At 54.9% G+C, this 15,443-nt stretch carries 15 protein-coding genes; 8 read left to right on the top strand and 7 right to left on the bottom strand.

What is annotated here, in order from left to right:
* Positions 1-553: 553 nt before the first annotated feature.
* Complete coding sequence (locus tag CJ014_RS22385) at positions 554-1,123, bottom strand: tyrosine-type recombinase/integrase (protein ID WP_100082724.1); 570 nt, start codon at positions 1,121-1,123, stop codon at positions 554-556.
* Positions 1,124-1,566: 443 nt separating this feature from the next.
* Here CJ014_RS22385 and CJ014_RS22380 point away from each other — a divergent pair, with 443 nt between their 5' ends.
* From CJ014_RS22380 to CJ014_RS22365, 4 genes are all read left to right on the top strand, one after another.
* Positions 1,567-1,995 carry a hypothetical protein gene (locus CJ014_RS22380; RefSeq protein WP_100082723.1) on the top strand — a complete coding sequence of 143 codons (429 nt, stop codon included), beginning with the start codon at positions 1,567-1,569 and terminating at the stop codon, positions 1,993-1,995.
* Between the two features lie 121 nt (positions 1,996-2,116).
* Positions 2,117-2,404 carry a TFIIB-type zinc ribbon-containing protein gene (locus CJ014_RS22375; RefSeq protein ID WP_100082722.1) on the top strand — a complete coding sequence of 96 codons (288 nt, stop codon included), beginning with the start codon at positions 2,117-2,119 and terminating at the stop codon, positions 2,402-2,404.
* Between the two features lie 135 nt (positions 2,405-2,539).
* Positions 2,540-3,025, top strand: a complete 486-nt coding sequence (locus CJ014_RS22370) for a MerR family transcriptional regulator (RefSeq protein WP_100082721.1) — start codon at positions 2,540-2,542, stop codon at positions 3,023-3,025.
* 164 nt (positions 3,026-3,189) lie between these two features.
* Positions 3,190-5,436, top strand: coding sequence for a heavy metal translocating P-type ATPase (locus tag CJ014_RS22365; protein WP_100082720.1), 2,247 nt, complete (start codon positions 3,190-3,192; stop codon positions 5,434-5,436).
* Positions 5,437-5,495: 59 nt separating this feature from the next.
* Here CJ014_RS22365 and CJ014_RS22360 read toward each other — a convergent pair whose 3' ends face one another.
* The gene (locus CJ014_RS22360) at positions 5,496-6,050 is read right to left on the bottom strand and encodes a L,D-transpeptidase (protein ID WP_245427562.1); all 555 of its coding nucleotides are present in this window, start codon (positions 6,048-6,050) and stop codon (positions 5,496-5,498) included.
* 628 nt (positions 6,051-6,678) lie between these two features.
* On the opposite strand from CJ014_RS22360, the gene CJ014_RS22355 reads away from it, so the two are divergent.
* Together CJ014_RS22355 and CJ014_RS27925 are read left to right on the top strand one after the other, a co-directional pair.
* On the top strand, positions 6,679-7,329 hold the full coding sequence (locus tag CJ014_RS22355) for a thioredoxin domain-containing protein (RefSeq protein ID WP_100082719.1): 651 nt from the start codon (positions 6,679-6,681) through the stop codon (positions 7,327-7,329).
* Between the two features lie 451 nt (positions 7,330-7,780).
* Positions 7,781-8,146 (top strand): DUF930 domain-containing protein, encoded by a 366-nt coding sequence (locus CJ014_RS27925; RefSeq protein ID WP_165790949.1) that lies wholly within the window; start codon positions 7,781-7,783, stop codon positions 8,144-8,146.
* Between the two features lie 20 nt (positions 8,147-8,166).
* Here the strand turns inward: CJ014_RS27925 and CJ014_RS22345 are convergent, their stop codons facing one another.
* The 4 genes from CJ014_RS22345 to CJ014_RS22330 all read right to left on the bottom strand — a co-directional run bounded on the left by CJ014_RS22345 (position 8,167) and on the right by CJ014_RS22330 (position 12,301).
* Positions 8,167-8,565, bottom strand: coding sequence for a site-specific integrase (locus CJ014_RS22345; RefSeq protein ID WP_100082717.1), 399 nt, complete (start codon positions 8,563-8,565; stop codon positions 8,167-8,169).
* Between the two features lie 169 nt (positions 8,566-8,734).
* Positions 8,735-9,235, bottom strand: a complete 501-nt coding sequence (locus tag CJ014_RS22340; protein WP_100082716.1) for a Mov34/MPN/PAD-1 family protein — start codon at positions 9,233-9,235, stop codon at positions 8,735-8,737.
* On the bottom strand, positions 9,232-11,022 hold the full coding sequence (locus CJ014_RS28405) for a ThiF family adenylyltransferase (protein WP_425351953.1): 1,791 nt from the start codon (positions 11,020-11,022) through the stop codon (positions 9,232-9,234). The genes CJ014_RS22340 and CJ014_RS28405 overlap by 4 nt, the downstream gene beginning before the upstream one ends.
* A gap of 25 nt (positions 11,023-11,047) precedes the next feature.
* Positions 11,048-12,301: a CBASS cGAMP synthase gene (locus CJ014_RS22330; protein WP_100082714.1), complete on the bottom strand. Its 1,254-nt coding sequence runs from the start codon at positions 12,299-12,301 to the stop codon at positions 11,048-11,050.
* Between the two features lie 80 nt (positions 12,302-12,381).
* On the opposite strand from CJ014_RS22330, the gene CJ014_RS27630 reads away from it, so the two are divergent.
* The gene (locus tag CJ014_RS27630) at positions 12,382-13,032 is read left to right on the top strand and encodes a Cap15 family cyclic dinucleotide receptor domain-containing protein (RefSeq protein ID WP_133121909.1); all 651 of its coding nucleotides are present in this window, start codon (positions 12,382-12,384) and stop codon (positions 13,030-13,032) included.
* 228 nt (positions 13,033-13,260) lie between these two features.
* On the opposite strand, the gene CJ014_RS22325 is transcribed toward CJ014_RS27630, so the two are convergent.
* Complete coding sequence (locus CJ014_RS22325; RefSeq protein WP_100082713.1) at positions 13,261-14,697, bottom strand: SIR2 family protein; 1,437 nt, start codon at positions 14,695-14,697, stop codon at positions 13,261-13,263.
* Positions 14,698-14,835: 138 nt separating this feature from the next.
* Here CJ014_RS22325 and CJ014_RS22320 point away from each other — a divergent pair, with 138 nt between their 5' ends.
* Positions 14,836-15,435, top strand: a complete 600-nt coding sequence (locus CJ014_RS22320; RefSeq protein ID WP_100082712.1) for a TIR domain-containing protein — start codon at positions 14,836-14,838, stop codon at positions 15,433-15,435.
* Positions 15,436-15,443: the final 8 nt, after the last annotated feature.

The raw sequence follows: 15,443 nt of genomic DNA, 5'->3' as shown, positions 1-15,443 counted from the left end.
AGCGGCTCACCCCCCGGAATTCCCGGGTGTTGGTGAGCCGTATTGCAGAACGGTCTCGTGTCGGTGCCGCCTCCAGACTGCCAGTTCCTATCGTTACCGATAGCCCCGCCGGGACGAATTTCAGTTAGCCGACGCTCGGCTATGAAACCCATTCTTTTCGAACCGGACCCTCTCGGGTCGCACCTGCCTGCACTACGAGGGTGGCCGAAGCCCAGTTCCTTCACCGCGTCCGCGAAAGAACCCCAATGGAACTCCGCCGAGGCGAAGCTCCAACACGTAGCGATGTTTCGGAGCTAGCCGCTCCTTTTCACTGGTTACTCCCGAAGGGGTAACACCTCGACGGCATTGGTCGAGGCCGCAATAGCTATTAATTTATCCAACAAATTTCTGCGGAGTCAATGGAAGTGAATAATATATATTTAATAAATGGTTAATTCTCATTTATGGAACCGATTTTCCTCAAAGAGGAAAACATAGAGTGCCGGAATCCGCTGGATTCTGTTGTTTCGTCCATCTCCTGGCGTGAACTCGGGTCGCGAATACGCCGGCCCTTTCACAGATTCTCAACGGCCGCTCGCATCATATCCTCCCTTACATCGATATACCTCTGCGTTGTGGTCATGTGCTTATGGCCGGCCAACGTCATGATGACCTTCGTACCAACGCCGGAGTTTGCCAATTTGGTGATGAACCAACGGCGACCGCTATGGGACGTCGCGCCATCCAAGCCAGCAGCGTCGTAGAGGCGGTTCATCAACTGGCAGAGAGTGTTGGGCGAGAATGCCGTGCGCTTCTGCGTCATCAGCAACGGGTCGTCTAGTTTGCGCTTTCGCTGGTCTGAAAGCCGAAACCGCTCGATTTCATGCCGCAGCCGATCGTTCAGGAACACCACCCGCTCGTGGCCGCCCTTGGCAATCGAGGCACGGACGACCATGCGCTGTCGAATGGCACCCTCGGCCTCCAGCACATCGCCGACCAGCAATCCGGCGATTTCGCCGACGCGTAGTCCGGCGAGATGGGACAACATGAAAGCCAACCGATTGCGTTCGGCATGCTTGGTCTGTGCCACGACGGCCAGCAGCCGTTTGAATTCCGGTTCGGTCAAGACGCGGGCTTGGCGCATGGAAACCTCACAAAATGCTGTAATTGCTCAGCTTTTATGATGTTTCCATATGCTCGACTTCGCTACCGAAAAGTGCCTGAGTAGAATTCCTGCGTAGTGCCAATAGGTTAGGGCGGGGAAATCTGAAAATGTCATAAAAGCAGTATTTTGTGACATTTGTCGCTTCTGCTTCCGCACAGCCGGAGATTGGTTACTACCAAGTGGTAGAAATACGTAAGAAACGTAGCCGGTGGTTTCAACTTGCTTCTCAAGTCGCTACAGCATGTATCCTTCTCACCTTGAGGGATGGATGGTGGGCTGAGGCGGTATGCCCAGCTGCTTAATTGTCTCCCCGGTTAAGGTTGGCAGTGGCGATTGGCATGCAGAATTATGAGTGCCTGATCTGCTTTCAGTAGAACATGTCGACGCTCAAACCTTATTGTCGGTAAGGAGGAATATACGCGATGAAAAGTATTCGCGCGTTATTTCGGAGGGGGTTGGTTGCCATTCTACTCCTGCTCGCGTGGCCAGCTGCGGCAGCCGATGGAATTGCGGTGCTTTCGGCAGTTCTGCAGATGAACGGCAAGGAAGTCACGTTTGTAGTAAACGTCCTCAATCAGCGCGACATGGACGTCGAGATTGTCGCTGTCGAGATCGAAGCTCGTAAGGGCGTGCTGGAGTTGCAGAATAGGTTGACTTGGACGCGCGTACCAAGCTTGCGCCTACCAAGGCATGCGGAACTGAAGATGGATTCCGTGCATGGTCCCAGAGTCCTCTTTCCGGCGGGGCGAGGTTTTCCCTCAAGTGGCAACGCCCTCATTGTTCTGAATACTGGCGAGCGCATCACCACACCATACGTGACGCTTCCCGAGGCTCGATCTCACGGTTCTTGATGAATCAGCTACGCCTCTGCTTGGCCAGACGGGGAGAGGTAAAAAAGGGCTTGCTCCTCCAGTCGCTACAGGTCGTAGCCTCATTGGGTAGCTTTTCGAAGCATCTGAAGGAGACACGATAATGACCGCTGATGCTGCCCTTCTTTGTCCTGTCTGCCGCGTGGATCTCGTCATGACGGAGCGGCAGAATGTCGAAATAGACTACTGCCCCAAATGCCGTGGTGTTTGGCTGGACCGAGGTGAGCTCGACAAGATCATCGAGAAAAGCCTGGCTCCTACGCCGCAGCAACCAGCGTCAGCGTGGGGAGCAGGCGAGCATGCATCATCTCAGCGTTTCGATCATCACGGTTCGTCGCATGGGCGGCCTGGTGGCCATGGTCGCGGGTTGCTCGGCAGATTGTTTGACTGATCCGCGCTTCTGCGCCCTTCGTTAGCTTTAATCCTAACTGCTGCATTCGCGTTGGGCGTCTGTTGGGAGCGGGATATTCTGGCAAGCGGTCTAGACCACCGCCGCTCCTCTTTGCTTTCTACGCTGGAGAGTGCAATGCGAACCGAAACAACCATAGGCGAGGCCGCGCGGATCACTGGGGTCAAGGTCCCGACGATTCGCTATTACGAAAGGATTGGCCTACTGCCACGCCCATCGCGAACCGAGAGCAATCGCAGAGCCTTCGATCAAGAGGATTTGCGGCGTCTTGCCTTCATCCGACATGCGCGCGAATTGGGATTCGAGATTGGGGCAATCCGAGCATTGCTGCTCCTTCGAGACAGGAGGGATCAGCCGTGCAGAAATGCGGACGCAATTGCGCAGGCGCGGCTTGAGGAGATCGAGGCTCGTATAGCGGGTCTTGTAACGCTGAAAGCAGATCTCGAAGCGATGATTGAAAGTGGGCCGCACGGACGGGTGGGAGAGTGTCATGTTATCGAAGTGCTCGCCGACCACGCCCTGTGCCGGAGCGATCACTCCAGCCACGCACGCTTGTCCCCCCTAGACGAGCAGCTAGACAAGCGGCGGGAAGGGGGCTCGTGACCCCAACACTTCTATCCCAGAGATTTATTCCCTGTCGCGCCGGGCGGTGGCTCAGATGTTCTGATTTGGCGACAGACTAGAAGCGGCTTCAAACGCCGAGAAAGTCCTTGCTTCTATAGCGGCTAGAGGAAGTAGCCGTCTTGGGGAAACAAAGGAGCCATGTCATGACAAAAGCAGCTCAGCAGGACCGATATCGTATTGGTGGCATGGATTGCGCATCCTGCGCGCAGAAGATCGACACAGCGGTGCGTAAGCTGCCCGGGGTTAAAGACGTATCAGTGTCAGTAACGGCTGGCACGATGACGGTGACACATTCCGGTGCCGAGACGCTAGCACCAACAATAACGAAGCGTGTCACCGGCCTTGGGTTCAAAATCACGCGCGTGGTACCGGCGGCCAATCAAAACGAGATGGACGAGGTCGAAGCCGGCGATGAAGACGGACACCACGATCATGATGATCACGGTGAGGATGAGCGATCTCACGCGGAGCATTCCCACAAAAAGGAAGTGCCGGGTCTCCACGGCCACGATCATGGTCCGTCCAACGGCCCTTGGTGGAGGTCAGAGAAGGGACGGCTGACAATTGTTGCTGGCGCTGCGCTTGCCTTGGCATGGGGTATTGGTCAGTTTGTTCCGAATTATGAACAATGGATATTCACCGCTGCAATGTTGGTCGGCTTGCTGCCGATCGCTCGCCGCGCTGCAATGGCCGCGCTAGTCGGCACGCCCTTTTCCATCGAAATGTTGATGACAATTGCCGCAGTCGGTGCGGTGATCATCGGCGCCAGCGAGGAGGCCGCCGCCGTCGTATTTTTATTTCTGATTGGAGAGCTTCTCGAAGGGGTGGCGGCTGGACGCGCGCGGGCAAGTATTCAGTCGTTGGCCAATCTGGTGCCGAAGATGGCGCTGATCGAAGAGTCTGGGAAGACACGCGAGGTGCCGGCCGAGACGCTCGCGGTGGGGGCCGTCATCCTGGTTCGCCCCGGCGACCGCATTCCCGCTGACGGTGTCGTGATCTCGGGCGAGAGTGCTGTGGACGAGGCGCCTGTAACCGGCGAGAGTACCCCTGTTCGTAAGGAGGTAGAATCGAACGTCTATGCTGGCACCGTAAACGGAGAAGCGGCTTTGCGCGTCAAGGTTACGGCGGCGGCGGCGGACAACACCATTGCTCGAGTGATCAAGCTTGTTGAAGAAGCTCAGGAATCCAAGGCGCCAACCGAGCGCTTCATAGATCGGTTCTCGCGATACTACACGCCTGGTGTGGTTGTGTTGGGTGCCCTCGTTGCGGTGCTGCCACCTCTTCTAGTGGGTGGGGTATGGGGGGAGTGGATTTACAAAGGTCTCGCCATTTTGCTGATCGGGTGTCCGTGCGCCTTAGTAATTTCGACGCCCGCTGCCATCGCCGCCTCGCTATCGGCAGGTGCCCGTCGTGGGCTATTGCTTAAGGGCGGAGCTGTTCTGGAGAACATTGGTAAAGTCACCATAGTTGCTCTGGACAAGACAGGGACGCTCACCGAGGGCAAGCCTGTTGTTACCGATGTCATAGGTTATTCAAAAACCGAGACCGAGGTGGTTAGGCTGGCGGCCGCACTTGAGATTGGTTCAAGTCACCCCCTCGCCCGAGCAATATTAGGGCGTGCAGCCTCGGATGGTATCGACCTGCCTATGGCGGAAGGTGCAAAGGCCTTGGGCGGAAGAGGAGTAATTGGCGTTGTCGAAGGGGCCAACATTTTCCTTGGCTCACCTAAGGCAGCAGCGGAGCATGTGTCGTTCTCCGACGATCTGACGCGTCAAATTGCTGCGTTCAACGACGAAGGCAAAACGGTTTCGATACTTATTGTCGGTCGCGAGATTGCCGGCATTCTAGCCATGCGCGACGAGCCCAGGCCAGACGCTGCAGTAGGCCTCAAGGCGCTGACCAACATTGGCATCAAGACCGTCATGTTAACTGGAGATAATGGTCGCACCGCCGAAGCGATTGGAAAGCAGTTGGGCATAGAAGTACGTGCTGAGCTGCTGCCTGCAGACAAGCAACGTATCGTCAACGAGCTAAAAGGCAAAGACTCCAGGGTTGCCAAGGTCGGGGATGGCATCAATGATGCGCCAGCGCTAGCGGCGGCGGATGTAGGCATTGCCATGGGCGGCGGAACGGATGTTGCGCTTGAAACGGCAGATGCGGCGATCTTGCACGGTCGGGTCAGCGATATTGCCGAGATGATTAGCCTTTCAAAGCGAACGATGACCAATATCGGTCAGAACATTGTCATCGCGATAGGCCTGAAAGGCGTGTTCCTGATCACGACGATCGCCGGTATCACAGGTCTGTGGCCCGCCATCCTTGCCGATACTGGTGCGACGGTGCTCGTGACAATCAACGCTCTCCGACTGTTGTCTCCTGGTCGCCGGTAAAGTTGGTCTTGGCTAGGGCAGTATGAGGCCAGCCACTTTCGAGACCGGCCTCACGCGGATCAACTTTCGCCGGTCTGTACTTCCAACACGACAACGTTGGTTCCTACAGGCACACGCGCGGAGAGGTCGATAACGTCATGATTGATCATCCGAATGCAGCCCGACGAGACATTGCGGCCAATGGTCCGTGCCTCGGCGGTGCCGTGAATGCGATAAAGCGTATCACGGCCATCCTGATAGAGGTAAAGAGCGCGAGCCCCGAGCGGATTGTCCAGTCCTCCTGGCATTCCGCCAGCCCAACGGCGAGCTTTTTCGTCCCGAGCCTGCATCTCCACCGGCGGATACCAGAACGGCCAAGCGGCTTTGCGTGCGATCTGCGCTTCGCCACTCCATGCGAATCCCTCACGCCCGACTCCTATTCCGTAGCGGAGCGCCGTCTCGTTCTCCTGAACCAAATAGAGAAAATGCTGCGGGGTATCCACAACGATTGTTCCTACCGGGTAGGGGCTGGAGTAGGTGACCTTTTGGCGCAAGTAGCGGGGGTCCACCAAGGTAAGGTCCACCGCCGGCAGTTCCCAATCACCATCTTTCATCCCTTCGTAGAGCGCCTTCACCTCAGGCGCGGGCGTCGGAAATCTCTGTGGCGGGGTAGCAACTATCGGAGTCGGGGGCGCGGGTGGGGAATTTGTTGCGCAACCAGCAACCCCCACAGGGACGGCAAGCAGGAACGCTCTGCGGCTCAGGGACATCATGCGCGAGTACTCTCTATCCTACAATTCTGGCAAGAGGACATGCTTGCCACTCTCGCCAATTCCGCGGTTTACGCAAATAATCATGCGTTTAAATACTCATTTATTGAGCATTTCTTATCGGAATATAATATAAAATGTGGCAAAATAAAGACAAAAAGAGAAAAATACTATTGTCGTTTGGGCATGTCGTACATTTTTATTTAATAATTTCGGATAATATGTGCTTTTTTCTGGTTAGATACTGTGATTCTGCCGGTTTTGATGGAGTCATAATATGTCGGGCTGTGCATAGTACTTTCTTTTCTGCGCTTCCGCATATTGTCGGTCGACGCGTTGGAAAAGGCGCTTTCACCAGTGCAGCCAATTCGAAACCGAAGGGCTTGTTCCAACGTGCAGAAACGCAGTTGGGCGTGGGCTCAGTCGAAGCGTTCAAATCGCACGAGCATCAGCGATGTTTCGTGTCCAACTCGGATAATTGAAAGGAAAGAGCATGCTGAATCGCCGCCACCTCCTCGCGACGGCAAATGCCGTGACGATGGGCTTAGCAACGAGTGTTGCTTTTCCATTTGCATCTTTTGCCCAATCACGTGATGCAGCGGTCGATGAGGCGAAACTCCTCGTTCCAGGTATTCTGCCTGATCAAGCACTTGGGAACCCCAACGCAAAGGTTCGAATAGTGGAATATATGTCTATGACCTGCAGTCACTGTGCAAATTTTCACAATAAAACTTTTGAATCAATAAGGCTTGATTATATAGATACGGGGAAGGTGTATTTTATAATTAGAGAATACCCTCTAGACCCATTGGCTGCCGCCGGATTCATGCTTGCACGCAATGCTCCTGGCGGGAAATATTTCGATGTCGTTTCGATTTTATTCAAGACGCAGTCGGAGTGGGCCTTTGTTGCTGATCCTCTGGCGGGGCTGCGTAATGTCTCCAAACAGTTCGGCTACTCGCCGGCTACTTTTGAAGCAACATTGACTGACCAGAAGCTTTTAGACGGACTTAATGCGTCGCGTGAGCGTGGATCTAAAGAGTTTGGAGTTACAGGAACTCCTACTTTCTTTATTAATGGCACGCGTGAGGTGGGGTTCATGTCCGTGGAGGAGATGTCTACAAAAATAAGGGCAATGCTTTAGTCGTAGACGTTCGATTAGGAAGTGAAGTCAGCGATTAGTTGGCACACGCGCGAGAAAGTCGTCGAGAATTTAGAGGTGCGAGACCGGACCGCCAAATTGCCGCTAACGCCGGCGATGGATGTTGATAGCGAGAGGGTGAGGAGTGAGGTTTGCGCTGACTTGGCCACGGCCGGCAACGGCATTTTCGATATTGGGTCATGCTGTTCTCCTCACACTTCTCGCCATCGAAGCACCCCGCCGCAAGGTTGTTGTCCAACCGCCTGCCGCGGTTGAAGTGATTATAGTCGCTCGACCGGAGAGGCGACCAAACCCGACCTCCGCCGCTCGTCCCAGCCCGGCTGTGACGACGCAATCAGAGGTCAGCGATCGGCCGTCGCCCCCACCAATCCCAGCAGTTCGTCCGTCACCCGGCTTACGGATTACCGCAACTGAGTATTACTCCGGAACCGTATTGGACGATCCTCGCAATCAAGAAACCAAACAGAGGCTTGCAACGCTGAGTAACGATGAGCGATTGATCCAGCTCTGCAACATTGAAGCCATAGAGCAACTCAGGCGTTGGAAGGCCGGTTTCGTTCCAGACCATGTTGTGGCCTATGCAACCGCCGATCCTTCGCTAACAGATACTTCGCTCATCGCAACCGGGGCTGCAGTCTATGCTGGCGGTAAATGGTATCGGTTGGCGTTTAGCTGCAATGCAACGTCTGATCTTGGTCGTGTTGCGACCTTTACTTTTACACTTGGTAGGCCAATCCCTCGTCAGGAATGGGAGCGGGACGGCCTGCCTGAGCAGGTCGACGGTGACATGACTGATTGATATTCGCGATACTGCAAATGTCAGGTATGGAGCCAGCTTAAGCTTTGGAAGAGCGTGTTGGGCGAGAACGCCGTGCGCTTCTGCGTGACTAGCAGCGGGGCGCTGGCTTTGCGTCCACGATGACTGTCATCCACCGAACGACGAAACCGTTCGATCTCATGTCGCAGACGGTCGTTCAGGAAGATCACTCGTTCATGGCCCCCCTTGGCGATCGAGGCACGGACGACCAAGCGCTCTCGGATGGCGCCCTCGGCCTCCAGCACATCGCCGACCAGCAATCCGGCGATTTCGCCGACGCGTAGTCCGGCGAGATGGGACAACATGAAAGCCAACCGATTGCGTTCGGCATGCTTGGTCTGTGCCACGACGGCCAGCAGCCGTTTGAATTCCGGTTCGGTCAAGACGCGGGCTTGGCGCATGGAAACCTCACAAAATGCTGTAATTGCTCAGCTTTTATGATGTTTCCATATGCTCGACTTCGCTACCGAAAAGTGCCTAGCTAAAATTCCAATGTTACGCCAATAGGTTAGGGCGAGGAAATCCGGAAACGTCATAAAAGCAATGTTTTATGACGTTTGCTAAGACTGTTCAGCCTCGGTCGGGTGGATTTCCAAATGCGGGAGGGGCTGGCCGCAAGTCGTGCTGTGTGACGCCGTCGTGCAGCGAGATCAATAACCCACTAGGCAGCGACACACGTCCGACGATAGCCATCACAAAAGCATTCAGGACGTGATGCGAACGCCGAACTCCCTCTGCGGTACTTCTCAAATCGAGATAGGAAGGGATGGGGTGATCTTCGGGATGGGTGTGCCAGTCCCCGATGAAGTGCAGCCCAAGCGGGAAACGCTCGTCAATTTCCCGCTGCTCTGCCCGACGGTCAGGTTCGTAGCTAGATCTACCTCTCCGGTCGGTACGACGCGGACCTGTCGCTTCCACCACATGGATCACGTCGCCTTCGAAGCGAGCGAAGAGCTGCCCGCCAGCTTCGCGCTGCCACCACCGAAGCTGTTGATGTCGTTCGAACCATCCAATGACCTTAGCGTGGAACAGCAAGGTCTGACCCGACGTGCCAACTGGGTAGACGATCACCTCGTGCCTCCACCACAGATTGGGCAATCCGATCGCGGCCTCCAGGACCGTTCCTCAATGCGGGCTCCCTTCGGGTCGAGTTTGTTGTCCGCCTTCCATGAGTCGCTCCACACCCCGCCAGCTCTTTCTAGAATCATTTCGCGCGCCACCCAGATCCGATGGAATGGCTCGGTGGCGCGGCCAATGAGAACATCGATAGCGGCCTCTGTGATCAATGCAACTATATGCACGATCTCGACCGGCCCATATGGTTGGTACAAGACACCACAAGCTGGCTCTCCGCGTTGGCCAGTTCCGTTCGGCCAAGAGGCAACGGGAGATAATGGTTCGCCCCATTCGGTGACACCGCACGCGAGGCATCCCTGCCCTCCGACAAGTCCCACAACGTGGCCAGCGACCGCATGCGGCTCCGTCCAGCCGAACAAGACGTTTGGTCTAGGGTGACTATCATGGCGCCACGCGTTTAGTGTGGCTTCTGGCCCCCATTCACCGATAGTGGAGACTATAAGGTCGGCCGCAAGAAAATGATCCGGAGTACGCGCTACCGTCTGCTGCCAACTTGCGAGCACGCCCTCGCACCGCTGAATGTGAGGGTAGTCCGTCCGAATGCGTGCTGCCAGTGCTTTAGCCTTTGAGAGGCCGACCTCGGACGAGCCAAGCGGGTGCCGACCGACGTTCGCTGTCGTTAGTAGCTCGGGATCGATTAATTCAAGTGAGCCGACCCCGGCCTGCGCAAGACCTAAGGCGAGTGCTCCACCGAGAGAGCCACACCCGACGATGGCGACCTTAGCCCTTTGCAGGCGTGACAGATCTGGATCATTATCTCGCCCATGGATCCAAGCTGTATCGACCCGCTCCACGCTTGCCTTGGCCGGTCGCGTGGTAGCTAGGAAGCGTTGGGCAACCAAGGCCGCAGGTGCATGCCCTGGTCGAAATCCACGCTCGACGCCAGCCCTGCTTCGCCACCCCGGTCCTGCTCGTACAGACTTCTCTGGTTTGAGAACTATGGCCGCTAGGGCGGGACCATTCACTGACAGCGCCCCAATAATAACGACGATTCGCTGACATTGCTCGGCGCCGAGCCGATCCAGGTGTGGGCCGAGCCCCGCCCGCTGAACGAGGGTAACAACATCCTTCGCGGACTTGGGGTACTCTGCCGGCAGCATCGGCAGCTCAAGCCATACCAGAAGTGCGGGATCGATCTCCCGTATTCTAGTGTCTTTTACAGGAACGGCGTGGTCCAGCCAGGAAGTAAGCGACTCGCTAGTTTCAGCGACGACATAGAGACCTTTCAGGCGATGAACGCTCACCAGCCGGGAGGGACCGTGTGGCTCAAGAAGGCTACGTACTAGAGGAGCGTCGGAGTCGTTAGGCCAGTAAGAGAGGAACTCGGCCCGGAAATCATCCGCGTTGGCTCCTCTTTCCGACGTCTCGACAAGATTAACGGCCTCGCCCAGCAAATACTTGACGAGTGCCACTGGGTCAGAGCCAGATACTGCCGCTGCGCTCGGCAACAAGCAAAGTACCCCATCTGACTCTACATGTGGCCAAGTCAAGTGCGGCGGCCGGTCAACTAGTGCAAACCGTGGCGGTTCAAACGGGAAGCTTTCACCGATCAGAATGTCAAACCGCCGCGTTCCCGAGTCGAACTCAACCGGGACTCGCCAGCCATCCCTGCTCTGGCGAGTTGGGTATAGACCTGTCGCTCGGCACTTAAGGCGCTCGACGCCACCCGCCGATGTGGCGAGCCATCGATCAACCTTCGCAACAGCCTCGTCCCAGCGCATCATCAGGGCGCCGAGATTGAGGTCATCAACCATAACGTCTGTCGCCCTCGCGTTTTACCGCCTGTTGCGGCTCGCGGTCGCCTCCCATCTGCTTGACAAGGCCTGAGGTCAGGACAGCAGGTGCTGCAAGTGTGGCACTATCCTCTGATTTGATTAGGTTATAATCATCCGGAAGCCGATCGCCAAAGGCGCTCACAAGACTGGCCAGCGCGCGCGGCGCGCTGTCGGTATCGACGATCGCTTCGTGCAGTCGGTCTCGTAAGGCCTGAGCTTCGTTAACGAAGCGCGTACGATCCTCTTCTTCCCAACCTTCGTCGAGATACTGGTCATCGACCACGGGATTAACGATGCGTCCTTGAAGCAAGTTCGGCAATCGATCGGCAACCGCCAGTAATGCGAGATCATCACGGTCGTCAGCTGGCTTCGCTGCGGCCTCATCGTAAGTAGTGATCACGCAGGACATCAACGCGATCGAAGACAAACGGCAAGCCTCCCAGTGGTGGTCGCGCCATCCCTTTAAGTAGCGGCAAACTCGTCGAAGCTGCTCGCCGTGAGTGCGCAGCGCGGCGCGGAACCAGTCCTCCAGCTTTCGCGGATCGGACGGCTTCCATCCCTCTTTCCGGTGCGCCAGCATGATTTGATCTTCGCGCAAACCCCGGTAGAGGTCTTCGGCGAGTTCGATCTGCTCATTCAACAGGGCGCGGTCTTGCGCGTTCATCGCCTTAGCCAGCGCTTCGGTCTCAATCAACTGGCCGAACTCATCGTCGGGGATGGCATAGAGAGCAAAGTCGATATGGGCTTCGTCATTAAGCTCGACACGCACGCAAGACGGCTTGTCAGTGACTAGCGTCCAGCCCTTTTCCTGACAGACTGGTATTAACGTCGCCTCGACGGCTTGGAAGTAGCCAGAACTGATTAGCGCAGGATGCGCGCGTCCGTTGTCATTGAGGAAGGAGACTGGAACAAAGACACCATCGTCTAGGTCTATCTCCTGTGGCGGCGTATGCGCCGGCCTGTTGAGGGTACGGTAGGCAAAACTGCCCTGCATCTTGAATTTAGGCTTCAGAGAAGCCGGTGCGATGTTTACCTGCGCCGCTTCGAACAGCATCGATTTCTGAAGAATCGTCGACCAAGTTCGCAAACCTGAGCGGATCGCTTCCCGGCAGGTCTCTCTCGCTGCCCTCAAAAGTTGCTCTGTCGCAGGCTCCAGCGTGAGCGCGGCCAAAAAGTGATCAGCGTCTGCGGGGCCAGTGAAAACGCGATGTGCATTGAGCGTCATTACCTTAATCCCCCTTCGTAGCCCAGCAGTTTGCATCTATATTGGAACAACCACCAGCAGAAACAAGGCAGGAGCAACGGATGTATCAGATTCTCGGCATACGCCGCTCGCTATCTCTTTTTGGCCTGCTTTGTGCTTTGGTTTTTACAGCATGGGCGATACTAGCGCCGCCCACCGATCAGTCGTCGTTTGTGGGGTGGTGGCAGATTGCATCGGAGGCCGTATTTGCTTGCGGAACAGCGGTCACGTTGGTTGGGCAAAGCCCCTTTTTTGCACTCCTATGCCGTTTGCCGCTGGTTCGAAACTGGTTTCCGCCGATCGACGGGGAGTGGAAGGCTATACTAGAATCTAACTGGCCAGCTATACAGCAACGTGCATGCCCGGGAGCCGCATCAGTGCCGCTAGTCGCAGTACCGGCAACGGTGACGATCATTGCTCGGTTGTTCTACATACGGATGAACCTGATCTCGGACAGTCGTTACTCGACATCGAAGACAATATTTGTCCGAGCAACGCGTGATCCTGAAGATGGATCTGTGACGCTTCACTGCCATTATGAAAACACTACAAAGGTGCCAGAAACTACTGACAGCAGCTCACATTACGGTGCTGCGAATCTTTGCGTTGAACGGCAAGGAGATAATATCTGGCTAGAGGGCGTATACTGGACAAATCGCAATTGGCATCTTGGCCTGAACACCGCTGGCAAGATGACTTTGAGGCGGGCGTAGGGTGACCTCGCGAAGATGCTATGGCGCACAGGTGTGTCGGAATCCATAGGCGGAACGAACTCAATCGAGTACGTCGGTCGGAAGACGTCCTTACGGCTGTGCGAAAGGAAGGCCATTGGCTCCTTTCGGGTTGTGTAGTCTCATGGAGAGATTGCCGAACTCACGTGCTTGTAGGCTCGTCTCTAGATAGCGGCTGCCTAGGCGGCATCGAAAGACTCCATAGAGCACTCACTCGGCCGCGAGGGCTTTGAGCGCATCAGTTATAGGTTGGAGCAGCATCTTAATATCGGTTACTTTCTCATTGAGCCTAGTTAGCGCGTCAATGACAGTTGGGCTGAGCCCGCTAGGTTCTTTTAGTATTTCGACGGCAAGTGTTGCGGCCATACTCCCAGTGGCGCCAACAGGTAAAACCTCGACCCCCTGCATCCTCGCGATCTCGAATTCTTTTCTAACACCGTCGGCTGGAACAATTTGATCATTTTCAAGCTTATTACCAAATAAAAATAGCGCGATCCCTGGAAGGGATAGAAGTTCTTCTCGATACTTTTTCCATATGACAGCCCGCTGCATGGGATCGGCGATGTCGCGCGGGAAAGGACGAACTTGAAGGAAGTTATCTAGCCGCAGGTTTTTTCTTGAATAGGCTTTCTCAATCGCCCCACTTATTAATGAGTTGCCCACACCAAGCCCAAAGCCAGTTACAATCTGAAAGTCATTATCGATAAGAATTGCACCAAGGTCACGAAAGAATGCATTGACCGCACTTTCGCCCCAGGGGGCAAAATCTGAGGCGCTGCCTGACACGAATATCAACCTTCGACGATAGAGGCGTTCAATCGCCGAGAGCGCTTCGGTTATCTCAGAATAGTCGCTTATCTCCAAAGTTGTAACATTGTAGCGTTTCAGGTCATTGACAAAGTGCCGATGCCGCGCTTTGGCGTAAATAAAGTCCTCGTTGTTTTTGAAATCATTGCTGTCGGGTATGCGCACGAAACAATAATGCTCGCGTTGCCCGGATTGGTATCTAAGTCTTAGTTGCGTTAAAACTTGATCTAGATTCGGATCGGAAAAACTAAAGCCAATGAATAAAAACGTCTTCCCAGTCAAGTCACCCACGAGTGCGTTTACGAACCCTATATGCTTCTGGGCGTATGCCTCGTAATCGTCTCGCGTGAGTACTGCTTCTTGGGGGCGATCAACATCACCATGCATCTTGTAAACAACTGCGTCTCGTTTCGGCTTGGTGATGGGGAGCTGACTATCAGTGTGTTTGACGTCAGGGGTCTTCCTCGCATCTACCAGTGCAGTCTCGATCAGCTTGTCGTAATTAGTTGTCCAGAAAGTTTGGATTGGCAATCGCGCTAGAATCTGGTGGTTGATTGCCGGCGATGCCAAGCTAGGAAACGCTGTGATAAGAGCCTCATTAAGATGCGCTCGGTTGCCTCCCTTATAATTCTGCGAGTACTGAGCAAATCTGACGAGGTGGTCGCTTTCTTTATCTACGCTCAAGCCAAGTTCTGTCGCAAAGGGCTCTAGCAGCTGTCGCCAGTTCACGAACCCTGCCGAGGCTGATAGGCCGGCTCCTGCGAAGATTGCAGCCGTACCTTCCGCGAGCTCCTTTGCAAACTTCCGGCAGAACGCCGTTACATCCGAAGAGAGGGGCATCAGCAACTTCCTGGAGCTGGGTCTCTGTTTTCTGTGAATTCGTTTAGCACTCACATAACGTCCGCTGGATTTCAACTAGGAATAAGCTGGAACCCCTGATTGAATAAGGATGAGAAACATTCATGAGGGGGTTAAGTTATGCGCCGTACGTTCTTTTCCTTTCATTACCAGCCTGACGTGACTCGCGCTTACGTTGTAAGAAATTCCTGGGTCGTTAAGCCAGCCGAACAACAGCCAAATGGCTTCTTTGATGCGAGCGTATTTGAGGCTTCGCGCAAAGAGAGCGAGGACGCGTTGAAGAGGTTCTTGCGGGAGGGGGTAGAAAACACTTCAGTCACATGCGTTTTGGCGGGTTCTAAAACCTCGGAGAGGCGGTGGGTGAGATATGAGATTGCCAGAAGTGTTATAAAAGGTAACGGTATACTGACAGTGTACATCCATGGGATAAAGAATATGGATGGATATACTGCGTCGAAAGGCGAAGACCCACTCGCCTCTATGGGGGTGTACAAAGCTAACGATGGTATTTATCTGGCCGAACGAATTGGAGGTGAGTGGAAGAAGTATGCTGATTACACCCTTGCCATTCCGACCGGCGTTCTCTGGTTTCCAGCGCCAACAAGTAATACTGTAGTTAAGCTGTCGGATCACTGCTTGGCTTATGACTACGCGGGGCAGGATGGCCATAAGAATATTGGTGGTTGGATCGAGACTGCCGCAAATATAGCAGGACGCTGAGAGTAGTT

This window comes from Pleomorphomonas carboxyditropha (assembly GCF_002770725.1).
Classification (GTDB): Bacteria; Pseudomonadota; Alphaproteobacteria; order Rhizobiales; family Pleomorphomonadaceae; genus Pleomorphomonas; species Pleomorphomonas carboxyditropha.
This window is presented reverse-complemented; position numbering and strand designations above follow the sequence as displayed.